Raw genomic sequence first — 21,831 nt, forward strand, 5'->3', positions numbered from 1 at the left:
AGCGATATTGACTAATCTGTCAGCAAGCGCTGACTATTTTGTCAAACTCATTGACACTCGCACTCACTTGTCAATCAGACTGACTATTTTGTCACTCTGCGCTGACAAATTTGTCTACTTGACTGACAATTCTCAACCGACCGGACCGGACTGGACCCAACTCGACTCTTGCCATTCTCCACACGAAATACGCATACACATACGCACATCCACACGCATACCCTGCTCATGTGCATTCGCATCCACACCAGACGCATACGCACCTACACACGCATACGCTCCTGCACCTTCACCTGCCAACGTCAGCCCACTGTTCCCCAGTCATTTGTCAGCGATATTGACTAATCTGTCAGCAAGCGCTGACTATTTTGTCAAACTCATTGACACTCGCACTCACTTGTCAATCAGACTGACTATTTTGTCACTCTGCGCTGACAAATTTGTCTACTTGACTGACAATTCTCAACCGACCGGACCGGACTGGACCCAACTTGACTCTTGCCATTCTCCATACTCATACGCACACACAGACTCATCACGCACTCACTATGCACGCAAACTTACTACACATGAAACACTCACTTAGTCATTTGTCAGCGATATTGACTAATCTGTCAGCAAGCGCTGACTATTTTGTCAATCTCATTGACACCAGCACCCGTCAGTCAATCGGACTGACAAATTTGTCACTCTGCGCTGACAAATTTGTCTACAAGACTGACAACCACCTATATTGACTATATGAAAAAACAAAAAACCCCCGGCAAACGCCGAAGGGCTGTCTTGAAGCGCAGCTACACAATGCCGCTGCTTCCGTGCGATTCTTCCTTGATCACAGTGTACATGCCGACCGCTTCGTCCTTGCGGACGTTCTCCGCAACGCTCTCGACCCGGACCGTTACGCTCTTCTGTCCGAAGCGAACCGTAAGCTCGTCGCCGGGCTTCACCGTGCTGCTTGCTTTCGCTTCCTTCCCGTTAATCCACACGCGCCCTTGATCGGATACGTCCTTCGCGACGGTCCGACGCTTGATCAGGCGGGAGACTTTCAGGAATTTATCGAGCCGCATTATTTTACAGCTTCTTTAAGCTTGTTGCCCGCTTTGAAAGCAGGAACCTTGGATTCCGGAATCGAGATGGACGCGCCGGTTTGCGGGTTGCGGCCCGTGCGGCCGGAACGCTTGCGAGTTTCGAACGTGCCGAAGCCGATCAATTGCACTTTATCTCCGCTGGACAATGCTTCCGTAACTTCGCCGAGGAAGTTGTTCAATACGGTTTCTACGTCTTTCTTTGTCAATCCGCTCTTTTCGGAAATGCTGTTGATCAAATCTGTTTTGTTCATGTAATAGATTCCTCCTAAATTCAAACAGTGAAAATGTTGCCAAACGAATTATGTATTCTCTTGGAAGTGCGGAAATTCCTGCTGACAGACCAATGATTTTTGAAACTTTTTTCGCAAAGCTTCGCTTTGAAAGCCTTCAGCTCCTTTTGGCTTCCTGCCACAAAAGTTCCATTTCTTGAATATCAGTTTGGTCAAAGCTTTTTCCTCTTAAACGTAGTTGCTCTTCAATATATTGAAATCTTCGAAAAAATTTGCGGTTTGTGCTCGAAATGGCTTCCTCAGGGTCGATTTTCAAGTATCTGGCAAGGTTTACGACGGCAAACAGCAAGTCTCCCATCTCGTCAAGAAGCCTATCTTTCGCATCCTCCCGCTCCGGCTGAGAGAGCACCGCTTGAAACTCCTTGAGCTCTTCGACGATTTTGTCCGCGATTTGGCCGGGCTCGTCCCAATCGAAGCCGACCTTCGCGGCCTTCTTCTGCAGCGCCACGGCACGCATGAGCCCCGGCAATCCGCTCGGAATCCCGCCGAGCACCGATTCCGGCGGAGCTTCCCCCTTCTGCTTCTGCTCCTTCTCCTGCGCCTTCACCTCTTGCCACGTTTGCAGCACGCCCTCTACGCCCTCGACCGTTTTCGTCCCGAACACGTGGGGATGGCGGCGAACGAGCTTTTCGGACAGGCCGGCGATCACGTCCCACACCGTAAACATCCCGGCTTCTTCTTCGATCTGCGAATGGAGCATAATTTGCAGCAGCACGTCGCCGAGCTCCTCCCGCATCGCGTCCGGATCATCGTCGTCGATCGTTTCTACCGCCTCGAATGTTTCTTCGATGAAATATTTGCGCAGCGATTTATGCGTCTGCTCGCGGTCCCACGGACAGCCCTCCGGACTGCGAAGAATCGCGACGATTTCATGCAGCCGCTCGAAGGTGCGATAATGCACGTCGTCTCGTTCTGTCGGAGGCACATAGACGAGGGACAAATTGCCCCAGCCCTTCACCCGGTCCAACTCGTACAGCGGCACGCGAAAAACCTGCTGCTGCCCGTCCACCCCGAGCGCATGCCCCACCACGACCTCATACTCGTCCGGATACCGCTCCATAAGCGCCAGCTTCACGTCCGAGGCCGTAAATTCGTCGTACACCTGCGTAATGACGATGTGATTGAACGGCTGTAGCCGCCTTGCGTGCAGATCTGTCGCATCCGCCAGCTGAAAGCCGTCCGCCGGATCGAACCCCAGCACCGCAAAAGCCCGGTCAAGGAAGCTTTCCCCGCCGATGACGTCAAGCTCGATCCCCGCCGCGGGACACCGTTCCCTAAGCAGCGCCACCGTCGTCTCCGCGACGGACGGATGCCCCGGCACCGCATAGACGATCTCCGCGCCGGCGCCCGAATCCGAAGAAGCCTGCTCGATCAGATCGGCGGCGATCGCCTCGTACACGTCCCGGAACTGGCCGTGCGCCTCATATATGCTGTCGTAAGAACGGTACGGAATGCCTTGCTCCGTCAGCCAAGCGACGACGGGATGGTGCTCCGTCCGCAGCAGCAGCAGTTTCGCTCCGCGAATTGCGTCCCATGCGCCTAGCGTCAAGCCGTCCCTTCCGCCCGGCCCGAGTCCCGCAACCGTTATTTTCCCTTTGCCCGCCATTGAATGTTCATCCCCCTTGTCTCAACTATCATCTTACACGAAAAAAGCTTCCGCAACACTCGGGCGTCACGGACCCCAGTGAACGTTGCGAAAGCTTGCGTTATCCTGACTTGCTCCTACTGCTCCATTTGCTTCGCCAAAAAGCCCGCCGCCGTTTCCGCCATTTTGACCTCCATCTGGCTCATCTTCGTCCCTTCCTGCTTGGAAAGAAGAATGACGGAACCGATCGGGTCTCCGCCCGCAACGATCGGTGAGCAAACGTAAGAAGTGTACGTTTCTTTCATATCCTTGCAAATTTCATAATCGCCGGTTGTCGTTTCGGACGCCGTTTTGCGGCTTTCCATGCAGCTTTCGACAATGGCGCCGATCTGCTTGTCCATGTATTCCTTCTTCGATGCCCCGGATACGGCGATAATCGTATCGCGGTCGGAAATCATAGTGATATGGCCTGTGCTTTCGCTTAAAGACTCAGCGTACTCCTTCGCAAAATCGCCAAGCTCGCCGATAGGGGAATATTTCTTAAGAATGACTTCACCGTCGCGGTCAACGAAAATTTCAAGCGGATCACCTTCACGGATGCGAAGCGTGCGACGAATTTCTTTAGGTATAACGACCCTTCCGAGATCATCGATTCTCCGAACAATTCCAGTTGCCTTCATATCTTGATGCCTCGCTTTCTAGATGATTTTATGTCACTGGAGTTTCAGTTTTCGGGAAATACGGGAATTTACGTTTCAGCTTGGAAATAGTATGTTTCTTTGGCGAATCCCTTATTCACCGCTCGCAATGGCCGCAGGAAACACGAAATTTCTCAGGCTTATATTACCTTTGTATAAAGCTGGGACGGCTCCTTCAGCGCTTCGTTGTATTGCTTCAGGAACGCCTCGAGCGCCGCAAGCGACTCTTCCGTGGACAAGCCTTTGCGGTTCATGTGAATGACGATTTGCGAGCCCGGAACGAGTTTGATTTTCCGTTCGAAACGGTTCCCGAGCGCAAACAGCTTCTGCCCGTCGATCCGTTCGTTTTGCTCCGGCCCCATCTTTACGATCAGGTCGTCTCCCTTGGCGGAAATCGTTTCGATGCCGTACATGGAGCCGTACACCTTCAGCCTTGCGACCGTAAGCAAATTTTGGACCGGCTGCGGCGGATCTCCGAAGCGGTCGGTCAGTTCGTCCGCCAAATCGTTCTCTTCCTCGAAGGAGCGAATATTCGCGACCTTCTTGTAGATTTCGATTTTTTGCGCACTGTCGTAAATGTATTCGCCCGGCAAATACGCGTCTACCGTCAGATCGATTTGCGTCGTCACGGTTTTGCGCGTTTGAACCTCCGCTTCGCCGTCTACGGCGAGCTTCCGCGCCTCAATTTCCTCCGCGAGCATCTGCGAATATAAATCGAAGCCGACCGAAGCGATAAAGCCGTGCTGCTCGCCGCCGAGCAAATTGCCCGCGCCGCGGATGGACAAATCCCGCATCGCGATTTTAAAGCCCGAGCCGAGCTCGGTAAATTCTTTAATCGCCTGCAGTCGCTTTTCCGCCACTTCGTTCAGCACTTTATCCCGCTGATACGTGAAGTACGCATATGCGATCCGGTTGGACCGTCCGACCCGTCCGCGAAGCTGGTACAGCTGGGACAGCCCCATCTTGTCCGCGTCATGTACGATCAGCGTGTTGACGTTCGGAATGTCCACCCCGGTTTCGATAATCGAGGTGCTGACCAGCACGTCGTATTCGCCGTCGAGAAAATCGAGAATCGTCTTTTCCAGCTCCTGCTCGTTCATCTGGCCGTGAGCGGCCGCAATTCGCGCGTCGGGCACGAGCTGCTGAATTTGGTCGGCCATCTGCTGTATGCCTTGAACGCGGTTGTACAAGTAGTATACCTGTCCGCCGCGAGCCAGCTCCCGTTCGATCGCGTCGCGCACAAGCGCGTTGCTGTGTTCGACGACGTACGTCTGCACCGGGAACCGGTTTTCCGGCGGCGTCTCGATCACGGACAAATCGCGCACGCCAAGCATGGACATGTGCAGCGTCCGCGGAATCGGCGTCGCCGTCAATGTCAGCACGTCGACATTCGTCTTCAGCTTCTTGAGCTTTTCCTTATGCGACACCCCGAAGCGCTGCTCCTCGTCCACAATGAGCAGGCCGAGCTCCTTGAACTTTACATCCGCCGAAAGCAGCCGGTGCGTACCGATCACGACGTCGATCGTGCCCGCGCCCACGCCCTTGATCGTCTCCGTTTGCTCCTTCTTGGAGCGAAACCGGCTGAGAACTCCGATTTGAAAAGGATACCCGCTAAATCGTTCCTTAAACGTCTCATAATGCTGCTGCGCCAAAATCGTCGTCGGAACGAGCACGGCCACCTGTTTGCCTTCGATCGCGGCTTTGAACGCGGCACGGATCGCAACCTCGGTTTTTCCGTACCCGACGTCGCCGCAAAGCAGCCGGTCCATCGGACGAGGCCGTTCCATATCTTTCTTGATTTCGGTAATCGCCCGCAGCTGGTCCGGCGTCTCGTCGTACGGGAACATCGCCTCAAACTCTTGCTGGTACGGCGTATCTTGCCCGAACGGATGGCCCGGCGCCGCCTGCCGTGCGGCATACAGCTTAATCAGCTCGTCCGCGATGTCTTTGACCGCCGAACGCGCCTTCGTCTTCGTCTTGTTCCAATCGGCGCCGCCGAGCTTATAAATCTTCGGCTCCTTGCCCTCTTCGGCGCCGATATATTTCTGCACCATGTCGATCTGCTCAATCGGCACGGACAGCTTATCGCCGCCCGCATACAGAATGTGCAAATAGTCCTTATGCACGCCGTCGATCTCGATGGTGCCGATGCCGACGTACTTGCCGATCCCGTGGTTGACGTGCACGACATAATCGCCGAGCTTAAGCTCGGTATAGCTCTTGATCCGCTCCGCGTTCTCGATGCCACTGCGGTCGATCCGCCGTACCTTGCGCTGCTTCTGCGCGAACATTTCGCCTTCGGTAATGACGACCAAGTGGACGGACGGCATCTCGAAGCCGCTCTGCAAATTGCCCTCCACCATGACCTGCTCTTCGATCCCGTAATCGTGGAGCACCCGTTTCATCCGCTCGAGCCGCTCTTTGCTGCCGGCCATCATGATGACCGTAAAGCCGTTCTTTTTCCAACGCTCGACCTCGGATTTCAGCACGTTCATTTGCCCGTGAAACTGCTGCATCGTCCGGCATACGACATTGACGATATTTTGCGGGAGCGTATTCGGGATTTGCCTTAAAAACAACGACATATAAACCGTCTGGAACGGCTTATGGAAAAACAGCGATTCGTAAGATTTGGACAGCGCAAAGCTCGGGATCGTCTTCCCGTCTTGAAGAAGCTGCGTCACCCATTCCGCTTCGTCCCGCTCCAGCTGCTTGACCGTCTCCAGCAGCCGGTTCGGCTCGTCGACGATCAGAACGGCGTCCTTCGGCAAATAATCTATCAGCGTTTGCCGCTCCGGATATAATAGAGAAACATATTTATATATTCCCGTAAACTGAGCGCCTTCGCGAAGCCGGACCAGATCGGTGCCGATCTCGTCCCGCAGCTTGTCCTTCACCGACCGGTCCGTCGTCTTATCCAGCTGCGCTTGCAGCAATTCGGACGCGGCGTTTGCCGCGGAAGCGAATCGGCCCGCATCAGCGAACAGCTCCCGGGCAGGGTAAATCGTTATCTGCCCGGTTTTCTCCTTCGACCGTTGGTCCGCAACGTCGAAGCTGCGGATCGAATCGATCTCGTCATCGAACCATTCGATCCGGAACGCAACGTCTTCCCCGCCATCTCCGCCTTGCTTCGTCTCCGACACGGACGGATATACGTCCACAATTCCGCCGCGGACGCTCATCTCTCCTCTGGATTCGACGCGTTCGACGCGCTCGTACCCGAGCGTAGCCAGCCGCTCGATAAATTGCTCCATCGGCAGCACCTCACCGACAGCCGCCTTTACATGGGCCTCCCGGAACACTGCCGGAGGAATGACAAGCCTGCGAATCCCCGCATACGGAACGACCGTTATACCGCGGTAACCTGCGCTCAGCTTCGCTAACGCGCGAATGCGCTGGGCGACGAGCTCGGGAGAAGAGACGGCGGCCTCCGTGGCGATCGATTCGTTCGCCGGATACGTGAGCAGCTGATCGGCATCCACGCACTCCTGCAGATCTTCAATCAGCTTCTGAGCTGCGAACATATTGTGCGTCATCACGACAATAGGCCGCTGCAGCCTGGAATGGAGCGCGGCAATCATCACGCTTCGCGCGGAGCCCGACAATCCGGAAACAAGCTGCTCCTTCATGCCGGACGACAGTCCGCCGATTGCGCTTGCAATATCTCTATCTTGAGAAAAAGCGTCTAATAATCGTTTCATCGCGAAACCTTTTGCACCTCATTTCACAAGATAAACGGCATTGAGGCCCTCTTGCGGACGCTGCCGTTTATCGATAGAACCGTGGACAAAACCAAAAAGAAGCCTAGGCCGAGCAGCCAAGGCTGAGGATGAAGCTTTTCGCCTGCCGTCTAGCCTGCTCATTGCAGAGGGCTTGGCGACAACGCAAGCTCAGGGTTCGACTGGATCGCTTCGCTGCAGTAATCGCAAACGACCTTCACTGTCACGTCCCCGCTTGAATCATACGTAATTATATCCCTGCGTTCCGCGGGGGTCAAGAAATGGAAGCCTAGCTGAAACTCGTTAACCGCATCGCTATGAATCTCGCCGATCGATGTCCGGCAATACCGGCATACGTATTTTACAGACATATTTATGCCTCCCGTTCCGGCGGTATACCTGCATATACGCCTTCGTCATTCCTTGTTAGTATCGCCACAAGGGAGGCAGTTCCATTCAAGCTCCGTTAAATTTCGCCATTGCTTTCTCGAACGGCTCGGTCAAACAAAACTCCAGGGCGTCCGCCGCTTTGGCCACCGTTGTGCGCAGCGCCTCGGCTTCTTCCTTGCGGAACGAGGACAGCACGTAACGCGATATTTCCGTGCCCGGCGCCGGCCTGGATATTCCCATTCGAATGCGGTTAAACTTCTCCGTACCCAGATGAGCGATAATCGAGCGAATGCCGTTATGTCCGCCCGGGCTCCCTTGATAGCGAAGCCGAATCGAACCGAGCTGCGTATCCATATCGTCGTAGACGACGATCAAATCTTCAAGCTTTACTTTATAAAAATCGAGGAAAGCGCGCACGCACTCGCCCGATAAATTCATGTACGTCATCGGCTTGATCAACGCCACCTTCGTGTCGCCTACGCGCCCTTCGGCCACCAGCCCCTTGCATTTCGACTGCGCCTTCGTAATGCCCCAGCGGTCGGCCACCTCGTCGATCGCCATCCATCCGATGTTATGCCGCGTATCTTCATAGTCGCGGCCCGGGTTGCCAAGGCCTACTATCCATTTCATCATTTCGTCCAACCTTTCGGCTACTCCTCGTCATTATGATATGAATTATACCCGACTTTTCCCGCCTTCCGCAAAAAAAGACGTCTCCTCCGTTTCCGGGAGACGTCCTGTTCATTAATCTTTTGCGGCCTGCAGCTCGGCTTCCTTCCCGGCATCGGCGCGGACAACCTCTTCGTTATCCTCGCGCGCGCTCTCCGGCAGCTCCTTCTGCGGGGCCAGAACGGTCGCGATAATATCGTTAGGTTCGCTTTTGAGCTCCACCCCCGCAGGAAGCGGAACATCCCGCGCAAACAAGTGGCCGCCGATTTCAATCCCGCTGATATCGGCCTGAATCACAGCCGGAATGCCGCTGGCTCTGCAGCGAATGTCCACGGTATTATGAATCTGCTGCAAAATGCCGCCTTCCTCCACGCCCTTCGGCTCGCCCACGAGCTCAACGCGAACGGTCGCTTTTACCATCTCATTCATATCGATCTGACGAAAATCCACATGCAAAATTTTATTTTGCAGCACCTTATCGCGCTGAACCTCGCCCACCATGACCGCCTGCTCTCCGTAATTCGGAATTTGCATGCGAACCACTCCGCCGGGATTCGTCCGGAGCAGCTGTGCCACATCTTTCTCATCGACAAAGATCGGCTCATTGGCCACGATTTTGCCGTACACAACTGCAGGAATTTTTCCTTCCCCGCGCGCTTTTCTCACATCCGACTTCGTCTTGCTGCTGCGGGGCTGTGCCGTCAGCGTCAGCTCACTCAAAAGAAAAAACCTCCTTAGCGAAACTATGGCAGTATATCCATACTACCTAGTTCTGCCCAGGAGGGGGTCAATTCAAACGCGTTCGGCGTTAGTCTTCAAATAATTTGCTGATCGATAATTCCTCGTGAACGCGAATAATGGCTTCACCCATCAACGAAGCCACCGAAAGCACCGTCAGCTTCTTGGTCGCGTCCGGCTGCGTGATCGGAATCGTGTTCGTGACGACGACTTCCTTAATCGGCGATTCGTCAAGCCGCTTCATCGCCGGGCCCGACAGCACCGGATGCGTGCAGCATGCATAAACGTCCTTGGCGCCGTATTTGATCAGCGCATTCGCGCCGAGCGTGATCGTGCCCGCCGTGTCGATAATGTCGTCGATGATGATAGCCGTCTTGCCGCTCACATCTCCGATAATGTTCATGACCTCCGCGACGTTCGGCTCCGGCCGTCTTTTGTCGATAATGGCCAGCGGCACATTCAAATAATCGGCCAGCTTTCTAGCCCGTACGACGCCGCCGTGGTCCGGAGACACGACGACGACGTTCTCCAGCTGCTTCTCTTTGAAATAGGCGCCGAGGATCGGAACGCCGAGCAGATGATCGACGGGAATATCGAAGAAGCCCTGGATTTGCGTAGCGTGCAGATCCATCGAGATGACGCGGTGCGCCCCTGCCGTCTCGATCAGATTTGCGACCAGCTTCGCCGTAATCGGATCGCGGGAGCGCGCCTTCCGGTCTTGACGGGCGTAGCCGTAATACGGCACCACCACATTGATGCTCTTGGCGGACGCCCGCTTCAGCGCGTCGACCATAATGAGCAGCTCCATCAAATGGTCGTTGACCGGAGCCGATGTCGATTGGATGACGTACACGTCGCTGCCTCGAACGCTTTCGTCGATTTTCGTTTGAATTTCGCCGTCACTGAAACGGACCGTCGCAGAATCCCCAAGAGAAACACCGATATAATCTGCAATCTCTCGGGCAAGCTTAGGGTTCGAATTGCAAGTAAACACCTTAAGCTTGTTATCACGGTAAGCCATGAACGCATTCCTCCAAAATATGGTGTATCCAAGGATAAACGGCGCTGCCGCCCTTAGGACGGTCGCCGTTCGCCGAAGACGGGTTCAGATGTTAATCCGGAAGGGATCCGGTCTGAACGGTTCATATAAACAGCATTGTCTTTGTTAACGATTTTTAGTGATGAGAAATCGCGTTCGCCGATCGCTTTCACGTTCGACGGCTTTTCTCGCCCCAGGCGAGCTTCCTTCCGTTTGCTATTCGCCTTTTGCCCCGTTTGCCGATTCCTTCGCCCGCTTCAACCTAGCCTTCAGCATCGACGCATAGCCGGGCTTATTCGTTTGCCGCTCGCGGGCGATCGCCATATCGTCGGCCGGCACATCCTTCGTAATCGTCGAGCCTGCTACGACATAGGCCCCTTGTCCGACGCGCACCGGAGCGATCAAGTTTACGTTGCAGCCTACGAACGCATCGTCCTCTACGATTGTCTTATGCTTGGCAAAGCCGTCGTAATTGACGGTGACGGCGCCGCAGGCGAAATTTACGTTCTTGCCGACTTCCGCGTCTCCTACATAGGCAAGATGGGATACTTTCGAGCCGGCGCCGATCACCGCGTTCTTCACTTCCACGAAATCGCCGATTTTCACGTCTTCGCCCAGCTTCGTGCCGGGCCGCAAATAAGCGAACGGGCCGACCGACGTGCGCGGGCCGACGACCGCTTCGGACAGCACCGATTGCTTTACGACGGCTCCGTCTGCGATCACGCTGCCCGTAATGTCGCTGTTCGGGCCGATGACGCAATCGGAACCGATGGTCGTGCCGCCTTTAAGCATCGTTCCAGGATAGATCGTCGTATCGGGCCCGATCGTCACACCCGCCTCAATGTAGACGGCATCGGGGTCGATCAGGCTGACGCCGTTCATCATGTGCGCCCGATTAATGCGCGCACGCATGTGCTTCTCCGCTTCGGAAAGAGCCACCCGGTCGTTGACCCCCAGCGCTTCGTTCGGATCGTCCGTAAGGTAACCGATCACCTTGTCGCCTTCCGACTTCATAATTTCGATAACGTCCGTCAAATAATACTCGCCTTGCGCATTTTTGTTGGTCACCTTAGCCAGCGCGGCGAACAGCTTTCTGTTATCGAAACAGTACGTCCCCGCGTTAATGAACCGAATTTTCCGCTCTTCCGGGGTGCAGTCCTTATCCTCCACGATCCGTTCGACCGCTCCGCCTTGTCCGAACACGATTCTTCCCAAACCGGCAGGGTTCTGGAATTCGGCGACAAGCAGCGTCGCTCCCGCGCCCGATTCCTTATGACGCTCGATCATGCCGGCCACCGTCTCCGCCTTAATTAGCGGCGTATCGCCGTAAGCGACGACGGTAATTCCCTCTGCGTCGGAAAGCTTGCTCTCCGCCATCCGAACGGCGTGTCCGGTGCCGAGCTGCTGCTCTTGCACCGCATACTCGGCTTCATCTCCGAGCGCAGCCTGAACGGCTTCGGCGCCGTGGCCCACAACGACGATCTTGCGGCCTACGCCCGCAGCTTGAAGTGTATCTACAACGTGCCGCACCATCGGTCTCCCGCATACCGGATGAAGCACCTTGTACAGCTTCGACTTCATCCTTTTGCCCAGACCTGCCGCCAGCACAACGCCCATGACGTTCATGACATCATCCTCCGGGACTTGCAAAATTTACTTTTGAATATATAATACAACCGCTTTAATTAATGTTCCTAATGACCCACATGAAATTTTAACTTACTTTACACAAAAAGAAAAGAGAGCCTTATCGGCTCCCTTATTCGTTGTAACGATTATGCCCCTTCTTCAATTACTTCTTCCTCCGAAGCTGCCCGATCGTATTCTGCCAGAACGGCAGCTTGGATCTTCTCGCGAGTAGAGGATGAAATCGGATGTGCAATGTCGCGGAATTCGCCGTCCGGCGTCCGCTTGCTCGGCATCGCGACGAACATGCCGTTATTCCCGTCGATAACCCTAATGTCGTGAACTACAAATTCGTTGTCGATCGTAATGGATGCAATCGCTTTCATCCGGCCTTCGGAGTTCACGCGGCGGAGTCTCACATCGGTAATTTGCACTTTGGGTTCACCACCTTATCTTTATGGAGAAAGACTTTGGTGTATAATTCCACAAAATTTTACAAATTCCTTCCTGCCGCGTACAAAAAAAGAAACTTTTTTCTAAGAATTAGTAATATTTTTATATATGTTGATGCGCCTTACTCCGGGAGCGCGAAAACGACCTCGATTTCCACCAAAACGTCCTTCGGCAAACGCGCCACTTCAACGGTGGAACGAGCCGGTTTATGATCGCCGAACGCCTCGGCATATACGCCGTTAAACGCCGCGAACTGGTTCATGTCCTTCAAAAAGCATGTCGTCTTTACCGCATTCCGCAACGTAATTCCGCAGCTTTCGGCCACCGCGGTCAAATTTCGGAGCACTTGCCGGGTTTGCTCCTCGATTCCGCCTTCAACCAACCGGCCGTCCGCTGTCAAAGGAATTTGTCCGGAAGTAAACACCAGGTTGCCCACGCGCATCGCCTGCGAGTACGGTCCGATCGCTGCCGGCGCTTTATCGGTTGCAATCGTTTCTACTTTTGCCATCATTGTTCCACCTCGTTAAAATAATTGCCCGGTTCCACACGTATGTCTCTCGTCTTGGAATCGACTAGGGCAAGCCGTGCAAGCGACACATAATCGCTCACAAGCAGCTCGTCGCTCTCCACGCCGCCGACTTCCATCAATACGCCGACGCCTTGAACCGTCGCGCCGAATTCATCCAGCAGATCCATCATCCCGCGGATCGTTCCGCCCGCGTGCATAAAATCGTCGATCACCAGAACGTTGGAGCGCTCCTTCATAGCTCTCCTGGCCAAGGTCATCGTATGGATTTGCTTGTTGGAGCCGGACACGTAATTGATGCTTACGGACGTACCCTCCGTCACCGCAGGGTCGCGCCGAACGATGACGACAGGCAAATGCAAATGCGCTGCGGTCGCATAGGCGAGCGGAATGCCCTTCGTCTCCACCGTCATGACCACATCGATCGGACGGTCGCTGAAGCAGGAGGCGAACATCTTGCCGACCTCGTTCATCATCGACGGCTGGCCCAAAATATCGGACATATATAAATATCCGCCCGGCAGCAGCCGCTCCGGCTGCTCCAGCATCCTGCAAAGCTTCGTAATGAGTTGCAGCGCTTCCTGCTTTCCCGTCTTCGGCACGTATTTTACGCCGCCGGCAGCTCCCGCAAGCGTGTACAATTCCCCGATGCTTTCGCTTTCAAACACTTCTTTGATGATGGCCAAATCTTCGCTGATGGACGATTTGGCCGATTCATACCGTTCCGCAAATACGGTAAGGGGTACAAGCTGGTGCGGTCTTGCGAGCAAGTAATGGGTCATATCGACAAGACGCGCGCTTCTCTTTAGCTTTTTCACTCCCTCACCCCCTAATCTTTCACAAATTTTCGTCTAAATCCGAATATTATAAACAGAATATAGCACCTTTGTACGGTTTTATTCAAGTGGCGTTTGTCAAAAGCCTTACGGCGTGCACTTCTTTGCAAAAGCCTCTAAGTCCGTTGTAAATGCGCGCTACTTTGGATTCCCGCTGTACAAGGGCGAATACGGTCGGCCCGCTCCCGGACATCAACACCCCGTCCGCACCCAGCCGCTGCATCGCCTCTTTCAGCTGGCGAACCTCCGGATACAGCCCCATCGTCACTTCTTCCAGCACATTGCCGAGCGACCCGCATAATGCTTGAAAATCGTTATCGCGAATCGACCGAACGACCGCCTCCGTGGAAGGATGCTTGCGAATGCTGTCCACCGACAGTCTCTTGTAAATATCCGCTGTAGATACGTTGATTGGCGGTTTGACGAGAATGACCCAGCATTGCGGAGGCGAAGGCAGCATCTCCAATCGTTCTCCTCTGCCGCGCGCAATCGCCGTTCCGCCCGTTACGCAGAACGGAACGTCGGAGCCGAGTTCTTCGCCGAGCAGCCTTAGCTCCTCATCGGGGATATTTAAATTCCACAGCCGGTTGAGACCTCGCAGCGTAGCCGCAGCATCGCTGCTTCCGCCGGCCAAACCCGCCGAAACCGGAATCTGCTTGTCCAAATGGATGTATACGCCCTTCTTCACCGAATACCGGTCCTTGATCAGCTTGGCTGCTTGAAACGCCAAATTTTTCTCGTCGAGCGGTATGTAGCCGGCCTGACTTGAAATAATGATCGTATCCCGCGGCAGCTCCTCCATTTCGAGCCGATCCGCCAAATCGACCATCGTCATGACCATTTCCACTTCGTGGTACCCGTCGCTGCGTTTGCGGAGCACATCGAGCAATAAATTGATTTTGGCGGGCGCCTTTTCGTACACTTTCACGTCGTTCTCACCGCTTCCGTTTGTGCATGCGTTTCTATAGTTTACCACAATTGCTTGAAAGTCACTATGAACGCAAGAAAGCCGCGCCGGCAATTGAATGCCGGCGCAGCTCGTCATGGCGTTGGTGCGGTTACGGATTGCGGTTCTTTAGGGATTGCTCCGCGATTTGAATCGCGCGTTTGACCATATTCCCCGCATCCTTGGTGCGAATGCCTCCCCAGCCCTCTTTATGGACCGTATCGGCAAAGCCCAGATCCTTCGCAAGCTCGTACTTGAACTGCTCGGACATGACGCCTCTTCTTCTGCGGCTCATACTATGCCTCCCTTCAGACTCCGTTCTTCGCTGCCGCTTCTTACAGCGCGCATGCTTGCCCATATTATGAGCGTGCGGGAGACGTTCCATTCGCGCCGATCTATACAAACAAAAAACGGCTTAGGCTTAACGCCTAGCCGCTAGCTGTTATTATGCTTGGATGTAGGTGATCCGGACTTGTCCGTCGTTGTCGCCGGTTACGGTGACTTCAACGCTCTCCGTCAAGATATCTGCATAGCTGTACGATACGCGCTTAAACGCGTGCTGTTCTTGATCCAGCTTGACAATGAACACGGAAGGGTAGGTCTCTTCCAACACACCGGTGCGTTCGATCGTTTTGCGGCGTCCGCCGTTCGCACGCAACGTAATTTTCTGACCGACGTGAGCTTCAAGGCTCTTCTTGATTTCCAACAGCGCATTTTTGGCCATTGTCAACTACCACCTCTTTCCTTAGTCATTATAACCCAAGGAAAGGGTGGTTGTCAAATAAGCAAAATATTATAACAGCGGTTCAAACTTGTTGTCAACGACAGATCGCTAAAAAGATTTTGAAAATTGCGTACAAATTTTATTTTTTTGCCTCATTCGTGGACTCGAGGCAGTCCGATTCGGAAGTTCCCCCGCGTTTCAATACCGCCCAAACCTTCCAGCCCGCTTACCGTATGCGAGATGACGTCGTAAATATTAATCGTGTCTTTGACGGACGTATAGGCCGATTTGGAGGCGATATACACGGGATCAAGCGCATGAATCAATATTCGCCCCGGAGAGCTGGCAAAGTTGGCGCCCGCCTGCAGCAGCGCTTCAAAATGAGACTGGCACGCGCCGGCGATCACTGTCAAAGTGTCTTTGTTTCTTTCGAATGCTCTTGCCGCGCGAACCGCGTTCAAAAAATGCCTCGAATTTTTGTAATTGTTAATGTTCAGCTTATCTCCGTCAAATCTATGCTTAATAATCGCATCATGGCCCGTGACCACAACAATATCCGGCCTCACCTTCGGAAGAAGCTGCAGCAGTGCTCCGGCCATCTCCGATTCCCTCACATGGTACCCTTCGGCCGGAATGCGAAGCTCGCTGTAAAGCGCCATGCTCTTCCGCAAATACGTCGCGTCACCGTCCAGGTGAAGCACCGTTCCGGGCACCTCGAAAAAAGGCTTTTCCGTCCGCTTCATTTTGGCAAAATACAGACGGTTTTTGTTCAGCAGCGATAAGCCTCTCATATCCGACCGGGTTTCCAGCTCCGGCACTTTTTCGAGATCGTCAAGCGGGGCGTCGGCCAGCAGGCGATACTCCACGCCTTTCAGCTCGGCCTTGTTATCCTGAATCCGTTGAATTCGAAATACGATATCTTTTCCGTACGATTTGCGGACGACGAACACGCCGTGATCCATTCCTCCGATCCCCTCCTACGTTCTATCGTATGGAGATGATGGGCTTTTGGTGTGCGTTTGATTTCGGTCGCCGCTCATTTCGTTCGTTATTACTAACCTCTCCTAGTAAAGAGCTCATTGGCGATTCGGGCGAACTCGGACATATCGAGCGTTTCTCCCCGCCTGGAGGCGTCAATGCCGCATTGCTCCAGGAATGCCCGGCATTCCTCCTTGCCCGCCCCAGCAAAAAAGCGCTGCTGTAAATTGTTAAGCAGCGTTTTTCTTCGCTGTGCGAAGGCGGCATGCACAACTTGGAAGAACAGCTCTTCGTCATCGACCCGAACGGCCGGCTCGTCCCGCATCGCCAGCTTTACGACCGCGGATTCCACGTTAGGCTGCGGAATAAATACAGTGTGCGGCACGCGAGCGACAAGCTCGACGGACGCATAATACTGCACCGCGACAGACAGACTGCCGTAATCTTTGGTGCCGGGGCGCGCGGCGAATCGGTCCGCAACCTCCTTCTGGACCATCACCACGATGTTTGCGAGCGGGAGCTTTTCCTCCAGCAGCTTCATCACAATAGGGGTAGTAACGTAATAAGGGAGGTTCGCAACGACGCTGACGGACTCAACGTGTTGAAAATGCTCCCGAAACAGCTCATGCAAATCAACCTTCAGCACATCGCCGTGAACGACACTGACATTGCCGTATGGCTCGAGCGATTCGCCCAGCATCGGAATCAAACGCCGATCGATTTCCACCGCGACGACCTTGCCGCTTGCCTCCGCCAGCTTTTCGGTCAATGCGCCGATGCCCGGCCCGATCTCGAGCGCTCCTTTGTTTGGTCCCAAGTCGGCAGCGGAGACGATGCTCCGCAAAATATTTTGGTCGATGAGAAAATTTTGCCCGAGGCTTTTCTTAAACGTAAAGCCGTATTTCGCGAGCAGCTCTTTCGTCCGTTTAGGGGAAGCTATCGTTTCCGCTCGTTCCGTCATTCGTTATTACCGCCCTTCGCAGTATGTGTCTCCTCCGCTAGCAAACCGCTTTTGCGCATCGCATCGGCAAGCTCCTGCCGGTTAATGCCGAACATGCCGCACCGTTTCAGAAACGTCTTACCGTTCGAATAGCCGATCCGAAGCGCCTTGCCTGCCTTCAGACGCCGCTCGGAAGCCCCTTCGACCCCGGCTAAGCCAAGAGTTAGCAAATCCGCCCACGCAATATCCGTCCCCGGCGCTTCGGATTCGGTACGAACTCCTTCGAGCGCCGCCTTAATCGATTCCGCAGACGCGTTCTCGATTCCGATATCGTCCCGATATGTAGCTTCCTCCTGCGACAAAAACGCGTGCTTGCATCCCGGCACCCTGGAGGAAACCAGATGCCGAATTCGCTCTCCCGCGTGATCGGGGTCGGTGAAAATAATGACTCCTCTCCGTTTTTGAGCAAGCTCGATTCGTGCAAGCACCTCGCGGTTCACGGCCGAGCCTCCGGTCTCGATCGTATCCGCTTCGACCGCTCTGCGAACGGCGGCCGTGTCGCTCTTTCCCTCGACGACAATCACTTCCCGTATCATAAACACAACTCTCTTCTTTCCATGGTGAAAAGCGCAATTACACCATATTTTACCCTTTTCGGCGGCAGAAAAAAAATACGGCCCAAAAGCGGCCGCATCTTGCAACTTTCCGTATGGTTCAAACGTCTTAGTTTACGATCGGCTTCTTCGGACCGATCACATATACTGTATACCCGCTTTTCGTACCGAATTTCCGCGCATACGATTCGCTCTCGAAATACACGTCGATCTTTTTGCCCTTGACTGCGCTCCCCTTATCTTCGGCGCGGCGGAAGCCGATGCCCTCGATATATACCCACCAGCCCATAGGGATAACACCCGGATCGACGGCAATCGTGCGTCCTTCGGTAACGGTTGTTCCCGACGCAGTAATGCCGTAACCCTTTTCGCCCTTGCTTTTACCGGTGGACGCGGGACCTGCCGAATAAGCGGTCAGCTTAACGTTCTTCAGGATGCTCTTTACTCCGATGGAAGTGCCGTTCACCTCAAGGCTGTGCACGTTCGGAGAAGAAGATGTCAGAACGACTACCGGATTTTTCGAAGCCTTCGGCTTCGGCGGCGCAGGCTTTTTCGTGCCGACCGCGACAATGGAGTCCACGCTGGATAAATGGACCGTTTTGTCGACGACCTGCTCGGAAACGAGAACGCCGTTTTCATATACTTTTTCGATTTGCTTTATAAGGGTTCCTTCCCGTCCTTCTTGGACGACCTTTTGTTTCCCCTTGAGCAAATTCGCGTCTTCTTTCTTTACGGTCTTAAACGGGAGCGGATGCTTAGTCGCTTCGATCACCCTCTTGACCCGGACGACCTTCAGTTCGGCTCCGGGAACAAGCTCGATATCCTCGGAAGGCTCGATTCTGTCCAGCGGCCCCAGCTCGATCCCTGCATCGGCAAGCACATCGGAGACGTCGCCGTCCACGATATGCACTTGTTTCGTTTGGCCGTCTACCTCTACCGTCACGGGGAATGCCCGTTCAACGACGATTCGGTCTCCATCCTTGAGACCGGCCGATATCGGCTTGGAAGTTCGGTCGAATTGTCCGACCGTAATGCCTTGTTCTGTCAATACGTCTTGCACGTTGTTCCGTGATGTTACAAATTCATACGTTTGGCCATCCGCCATTACGGTAATTTTCTTCAGCGTCGATCCGTAAATGATCGCCGAGAAGAGCACCAATACGGCAATCGATGCAGCAGTGACCGATAACATCAGCTTTACATGAACACGCGCCCATCGCCATGCGGTAGACATGCCGGACAGACTTTCAGTATGGGATCCCGCCAATTGGGTTTCACCCATGATTTACAGTCCTCCTTACATAGCCTCGCCTTGTACGTGAGTGGTTCCTCAGAAGTTCAAGTTCGACGCGACTATTGTGGATTATAGTCGAGATAACCGTTTCGAGGCAGCAAAAAAAGCCGTCGAAGAGGGCGGCTTTTTGGGTGCGGATAAGATTAAAGATACTCGGCCGGTTACCTCTCTCGTTACGCTTACGAGGTTAGCTGTCGGATTCGGGCGTGAGAGCTGGCCCTATCTCGGCAAAGCGCAGGAAGCGCCGCTTTACCAAAAATTCACCCCTAGACGTTCCGTCTGCCGGAACATCGATGCGGTTCCCCCGTTTCCCCTGTTGGCGCATCATGTCAAACTTGCACCGGAAACTCAGCGAAACTGGAAATATGATGTAAAACTTTTTTTGTTACGGGTATGTACTGTATCATAATGGCTCGGGCCCCTTGTTGTAAAGGGGGCAATTTTGCCGAAATCGAACCTCCTTTTGCTGATTATCGTCAAAAATGGCGTTTTTTCAAATATAATGCACCTCTCTCAATCGATATTCTCCTTACATTTCGTTTTCTCTTTCATTTACTTGTTTTGGACGGAAAAGGGTACGAGCATTGGCCGTCGTAATTTGCGCAAATTCCTGCACGGAGAGCCCCCGAATTTCCGCTCCGGCTTCCGCCACCAATCCGACGTAAGACGATTCGTTCCGCTTGCCGCGGTACGGGTGCGGGGTTAAATAAGGCGCATCCGTCTCGATCAGCAGCCGCTCCAGCGGAACTTTCGCCAGCACCTCTTTCGGCTGTTTTGCGTTTTTGAAGGTGACCGGGCCTCCGAAGGAAATGTAAAAGTTCATTGCCAAGCATTCCCTGGCGATTTCCCAGCTTCCGGAAAAGCAATGCATAACGCCCCCGACGTCGGAAGCTTTCTCCTCCTTCAGTATCGATACGACATCGGCATGCGCGTCACGGTTATGAATGACGATCGGCAGGCCCAGCTTTCTTGCCAGACGGATTTGTTCCCGGAAAACCCGGTGCTGCACATCCTTAGGCGATGTATCCCAATAGTAATCAAGCCCCATCTCGCCGAGCGCGACCACCTTCGGGTGCGTCACGGCCAAATGCTCGATCCAGTCCAAATCGTCCGCAGTCATGTCAATCGCATCCTGCGGATGCCAACCGACGACCGCATCGATGAAATCGTGCCGCTCCGCGAGGCGAAGCGTTGACGGAATCGTCTCGCGGTTAAAGCCGATATTGATGATGCGGCCGACGCCTGCGGCGCGCGCTCGTTCCAGTATATGTTCCCGATCCTCATCGAATGCCTTGTTGTCCAAATGCGTGTGTGTATCGGTCAGCATGTCGAATTATGCTTCTCCCTTCAGCCATGAAAATAATGTCGAATCTTTTCGAGCGAGCTCCGCAACCCATTCTTCCGGATAATAAACTTGCGGCTTCCCGCTCTGCGTGCCGCTGATGGATCGCACGATATCGGACCTCGTGCTGATCTCGGCAAGCGCGCCTCCTTCGCATAGCAGCAAAATCGGTATATTGCCCGGCGCGTTCCCGCCCCGATAAATATCGTAAGACTTATCCGACGGCAAATCGACCTGCAAATAATACTCCGGATCGAAGCCCGCTTCCCGGACCGAGTCGCGAAGCCGTTCAAGCCGCTCTTTCGCGGCTGTATCCAACACGGAATATTTGAAAAGCTTTCGCTCCAAAAAGCGGGTGCACAGATCCGATATCGCGGGATCCTTCTCCGACTTCCAAAGCGTAAAAGCGGCCTGGACCACGGACTCGTCCAGCATCATATAATGCTCGAGATCGAGCGTGCCTTCGAATAGCTTGTGCAAAGCGGGCGGCAAAAATTGAAATTTATAGCCGGAGTCCCATAACGATTTCGCGCGTGCGAAAATATTGCGGAGCACGATGTCCGAGCTGCGCGTAACCGAGTGAAAGTATACTTGCCAATACATCTGGTACCTGGACATTAAATAGTCTTCTACGGCATGCATTCCGCTTTCTTTCACGACGAGCTTTCCTTGAACCGGCCGAATGACCCGGAGAATCCGGTCCAAATCGAACATGCCGTAGCTCACGCCGGTAAAGTAAGCGTCTCTGAGCAAATAATCCATCCGGTCGGCATCCAGTTGGCTGGAAATCATCGACACGACGATCTCATTCGGATACGTCTTGCGGATGACGGAGCAAACCAGCTCCGGAAAATCCGGCGACACCGAGCGCAGAACGCTGTTTACTTCCGTATCTCCCAGAATGATTTGGCACGACCATTGCTCGTGATGCTCCCCGAACACCGCCTCGAGCGAATGCGAGAACGGCCCGTGCCCGACATCGTGAAGCAGTGCCGCGCATAAACAAAGACGCTTCTCCTCGAGCGGCCAATCCTCATACCGGTTTCTCTCAAACTGCGAAATGATTTTTCTCGTTAATTCGTACACGCCGAGCGAGTGGGAAAACCTGCTGTGTTCGGCGCCGTGAAACGTGAAGAACGATGTCCCCAATTGTCGAATCCGGCGCAGTCTTTGAAACTCTCTCGTATTAATCAAATCCCAGATCACAGCATCTTGCACGTATATATACTTATGTACAGGGTCTTTAAATACTTTTTCCTCCGGCCAAACGTTCATGCGACTACCTCCTCCGTAATACGACTTTTTTCGACAATATTTCGTCAATTATGTCGAAATA

Annotated in this window: 22 protein-coding genes and 1 riboswitch; all 22 genes read right to left on the reverse strand. The window is 53.9% G+C overall.

What is annotated here, in order from left to right; all coding sequences use genetic code 11:
- Positions 1 to 794 precede the first annotated feature (794 nt).
- A complete protein-coding gene (locus PT964_RS23405; RefSeq protein WP_274365787.1) occupies positions 795 to 1,067 on the reverse strand; it encodes an RNA-binding S4 domain-containing protein in 273 nt (90 codons plus the stop codon).
- Positions 1,067 to 1,339, reverse strand: a complete 273-nt coding sequence (locus tag PT964_RS23410) for an HU family DNA-binding protein (protein WP_274365788.1) — start codon at positions 1,337 to 1,339, stop codon at positions 1,067 to 1,069. Before PT964_RS23410 ends, PT964_RS23405 begins: the two co-directional genes overlap by 1 nt.
- A gap of 136 nt (positions 1,340 to 1,475) precedes the next feature.
- Positions 1,476 to 2,984, reverse strand: a complete 1,509-nt coding sequence (yabN, locus tag PT964_RS23415) for a bifunctional methyltransferase/pyrophosphohydrolase YabN (RefSeq protein WP_274365789.1) — start codon at positions 2,982 to 2,984, stop codon at positions 1,476 to 1,478.
- 116 nt (positions 2,985 to 3,100) lie between these two features.
- On the reverse strand, positions 3,101 to 3,643 hold the full coding sequence (gene spoVT, locus PT964_RS23420) for a stage V sporulation protein T (RefSeq protein ID WP_274365790.1): 543 nt from the start codon (positions 3,641 to 3,643) through the stop codon (positions 3,101 to 3,103).
- A gap of 158 nt (positions 3,644 to 3,801) precedes the next feature.
- Positions 3,802 to 7,362 carry a transcription-repair coupling factor gene (mfd, locus tag PT964_RS23425; protein WP_274365791.1) on the reverse strand — a complete coding sequence of 1,187 codons (3,561 nt, stop codon included), beginning with the start codon at positions 7,360 to 7,362 and terminating at the stop codon, positions 3,802 to 3,804.
- A 158-nt stretch (positions 7,363 to 7,520) separates the two neighbouring features.
- Complete coding sequence (locus PT964_RS23430) at positions 7,521 to 7,751, reverse strand: anti-sigma-F factor Fin family protein (RefSeq protein WP_274365792.1); 231 nt, start codon at positions 7,749 to 7,751, stop codon at positions 7,521 to 7,523.
- 85 nt (positions 7,752 to 7,836) lie between these two features.
- Complete coding sequence (pth, locus tag PT964_RS23435; protein ID WP_274365793.1) at positions 7,837 to 8,400, reverse strand: aminoacyl-tRNA hydrolase; 564 nt, start codon at positions 8,398 to 8,400, stop codon at positions 7,837 to 7,839.
- A 114-nt stretch (positions 8,401 to 8,514) separates the two neighbouring features.
- On the reverse strand, positions 8,515 to 9,159 hold the full coding sequence (locus tag PT964_RS23440) for a 50S ribosomal protein L25 (protein WP_274365794.1): 645 nt from the start codon (positions 9,157 to 9,159) through the stop codon (positions 8,515 to 8,517).
- A gap of 88 nt (positions 9,160 to 9,247) precedes the next feature.
- Positions 9,248 to 10,198 (reverse strand): ribose-phosphate diphosphokinase, encoded by a 951-nt coding sequence (locus tag PT964_RS23445; RefSeq protein ID WP_274365795.1) that lies wholly within the window; start codon positions 10,196 to 10,198, stop codon positions 9,248 to 9,250.
- A 234-nt stretch (positions 10,199 to 10,432) separates the two neighbouring features.
- Positions 10,433 to 11,842, reverse strand: a complete 1,410-nt coding sequence (gene glmU, locus PT964_RS23450; protein WP_274365796.1) for a bifunctional UDP-N-acetylglucosamine diphosphorylase/glucosamine-1-phosphate N-acetyltransferase GlmU — start codon at positions 11,840 to 11,842, stop codon at positions 10,433 to 10,435.
- Between the two features lie 149 nt (positions 11,843 to 11,991).
- On the reverse strand, positions 11,992 to 12,276 hold the full coding sequence (spoVG, locus tag PT964_RS23455; RefSeq protein ID WP_274365797.1) for a septation regulator SpoVG: 285 nt from the start codon (positions 12,274 to 12,276) through the stop codon (positions 11,992 to 11,994).
- 140 nt (positions 12,277 to 12,416) lie between these two features.
- Entirely contained in the window at positions 12,417 to 12,803 is a 387-nt protein-coding gene (locus tag PT964_RS23460; protein ID WP_274365798.1) for a RidA family protein, read from the reverse strand.
- The gene (gene purR, locus PT964_RS23465; protein WP_274365799.1) at positions 12,803 to 13,639 is read right to left on the reverse strand and encodes a pur operon repressor; all 837 of its coding nucleotides are present in this window, start codon (positions 13,637 to 13,639) and stop codon (positions 12,803 to 12,805) included. Before purR ends, PT964_RS23460 begins: the two co-directional genes overlap by 1 nt.
- Positions 13,640 to 13,721: 82 nt before the next feature.
- Positions 13,722 to 14,585 (reverse strand): 4-(cytidine 5'-diphospho)-2-C-methyl-D-erythritol kinase, encoded by an 864-nt coding sequence (gene ispE / locus PT964_RS23470; RefSeq protein WP_274365800.1) that lies wholly within the window; start codon positions 14,583 to 14,585, stop codon positions 13,722 to 13,724.
- 130 nt (positions 14,586 to 14,715) lie between these two features.
- A complete protein-coding gene (locus PT964_RS23475; protein ID WP_274365801.1) occupies positions 14,716 to 14,898 on the reverse strand; it encodes a small, acid-soluble spore protein, alpha/beta type in 183 nt (60 codons plus the stop codon).
- Between the two features lie 150 nt (positions 14,899 to 15,048).
- Positions 15,049 to 15,327 carry a biofilm formation stimulator Veg gene (gene veg, locus PT964_RS23480; RefSeq protein WP_274365802.1) on the reverse strand — a complete coding sequence of 93 codons (279 nt, stop codon included), beginning with the start codon at positions 15,325 to 15,327 and terminating at the stop codon, positions 15,049 to 15,051.
- A gap of 152 nt (positions 15,328 to 15,479) precedes the next feature.
- Positions 15,480 to 16,289 carry a sporulation peptidase YabG gene (yabG, locus tag PT964_RS23485; RefSeq protein ID WP_274365803.1) on the reverse strand — a complete coding sequence of 270 codons (810 nt, stop codon included), beginning with the start codon at positions 16,287 to 16,289 and terminating at the stop codon, positions 15,480 to 15,482.
- Between the two features lie 92 nt (positions 16,290 to 16,381).
- The gene (gene rsmA, locus PT964_RS23490) at positions 16,382 to 17,266 is read right to left on the reverse strand and encodes a 16S rRNA (adenine(1518)-N(6)/adenine(1519)-N(6))-dimethyltransferase RsmA (protein WP_274365804.1); all 885 of its coding nucleotides are present in this window, start codon (positions 17,264 to 17,266) and stop codon (positions 16,382 to 16,384) included.
- Positions 17,263 to 17,841, reverse strand: a complete 579-nt coding sequence (gene rnmV / locus PT964_RS23495; protein WP_274365805.1) for a ribonuclease M5 — start codon at positions 17,839 to 17,841, stop codon at positions 17,263 to 17,265. Before rnmV ends, rsmA begins: the two co-directional genes overlap by 4 nt.
- Positions 17,842 to 17,968: 127 nt before the next feature.
- Positions 17,969 to 19,141 (reverse strand): 3D domain-containing protein, encoded by a 1,173-nt coding sequence (locus tag PT964_RS23500; RefSeq protein WP_274365806.1) that lies wholly within the window; start codon positions 19,139 to 19,141, stop codon positions 17,969 to 17,971.
- Positions 19,142 to 19,313: 172 nt separating this feature from the next.
- A riboswitch (cyclic di-AMP (ydaO/yuaA leader) is annotated at positions 19,314 to 19,517 on the reverse strand.
- Positions 19,518 to 19,682: 165 nt separating this feature from the next.
- Positions 19,683 to 20,480, reverse strand: coding sequence for a TatD family hydrolase (locus PT964_RS23505; RefSeq protein WP_274365807.1), 798 nt, complete (start codon positions 20,478 to 20,480; stop codon positions 19,683 to 19,685).
- A 6-nt stretch (positions 20,481 to 20,486) separates the two neighbouring features.
- On the reverse strand, positions 20,487 to 21,770 hold the full coding sequence (locus tag PT964_RS23510; protein ID WP_274365808.1) for an HD domain-containing protein: 1,284 nt from the start codon (positions 21,768 to 21,770) through the stop codon (positions 20,487 to 20,489).
- Between the last annotated feature and the right edge of the window lie 61 nt (positions 21,771 to 21,831).

Source organism: Paenibacillus thermotolerans (assembly GCF_028745515.1).
GTDB lineage: Bacteria > Bacillota > Bacilli > Paenibacillales > YIM-B00363 > Paenibacillus_AE > Paenibacillus_AE thermotolerans.

Coding starts and splice junctions, on each gene's coding strand:
- rnmV (WP_274365805.1), bottom strand. CDS start 17,841: ATGATACGGGAAGTGATTGTCGTCGAGGGAAAGAGCGACACGGCCGCC.
- PT964_RS23410 (WP_274365788.1), bottom strand. CDS start 1,339: ATGAACAAAACAGATTTGATCAACAGCATTTCCGAAAAGAGCGGATTG.
- PT964_RS23500 (WP_274365806.1), bottom strand. CDS start 19,141: ATGGGTGAAACCCAATTGGCGGGATCCCATACTGAAAGTCTGTCCGGC.
- PT964_RS23405 (WP_274365787.1), bottom strand. CDS start 1,067: ATGCGGCTCGATAAATTCCTGAAAGTCTCCCGCCTGATCAAGCGTCGG.
- PT964_RS23475 (WP_274365801.1), bottom strand. CDS start 14,898: ATGAGCCGCAGAAGAAGAGGCGTCATGTCCGAGCAGTTCAAGTACGAG.
- yabG (WP_274365803.1), bottom strand. CDS start 16,289: ATGGATCACGGCGTGTTCGTCGTCCGCAAATCGTACGGAAAAGATATC.
- PT964_RS23445 (WP_274365795.1), bottom strand. CDS start 10,198: ATGGCTTACCGTGATAACAAGCTTAAGGTGTTTACTTGCAATTCGAAC.
- PT964_RS23460 (WP_274365798.1), bottom strand. CDS start 12,803: ATGGCAAAAGTAGAAACGATTGCAACCGATAAAGCGCCGGCAGCGATC.
- glmU (WP_274365796.1), bottom strand. CDS start 11,842: ATGAACGTCATGGGCGTTGTGCTGGCGGCAGGTCTGGGCAAAAGGATG.
- PT964_RS23505 (WP_274365807.1), bottom strand. CDS start 20,480: ATGCTGACCGATACACACACGCATTTGGACAACAAGGCATTCGATGAG.
- veg (WP_274365802.1), bottom strand. CDS start 15,327: ATGGCCAAAAATGCGCTGTTGGAAATCAAGAAGAGCCTTGAAGCTCAC.
- PT964_RS23430 (WP_274365792.1), bottom strand. CDS start 7,751: ATGTCTGTAAAATACGTATGCCGGTATTGCCGGACATCGATCGGCGAG.
- PT964_RS23510 (WP_274365808.1), bottom strand. CDS start 21,770: ATGAACGTTTGGCCGGAGGAAAAAGTATTTAAAGACCCTGTACATAAG.
- spoVT (WP_274365790.1), bottom strand. CDS start 3,643: ATGAAGGCAACTGGAATTGTTCGGAGAATCGATGATCTCGGAAGGGTC.
- mfd (WP_274365791.1), bottom strand. CDS start 7,362: ATGAAACGATTATTAGACGCTTTTTCTCAAGATAGAGATATTGCAAGC.
- rsmA (WP_274365804.1), bottom strand. CDS start 17,266: ATGACGGAACGAGCGGAAACGATAGCTTCCCCTAAACGGACGAAAGAG.
- pth (WP_274365793.1), bottom strand. CDS start 8,400: ATGAAATGGATAGTAGGCCTTGGCAACCCGGGCCGCGACTATGAAGAT.
- yabN (WP_274365789.1), bottom strand. CDS start 2,984: ATGGCGGGCAAAGGGAAAATAACGGTTGCGGGACTCGGGCCGGGCGGA.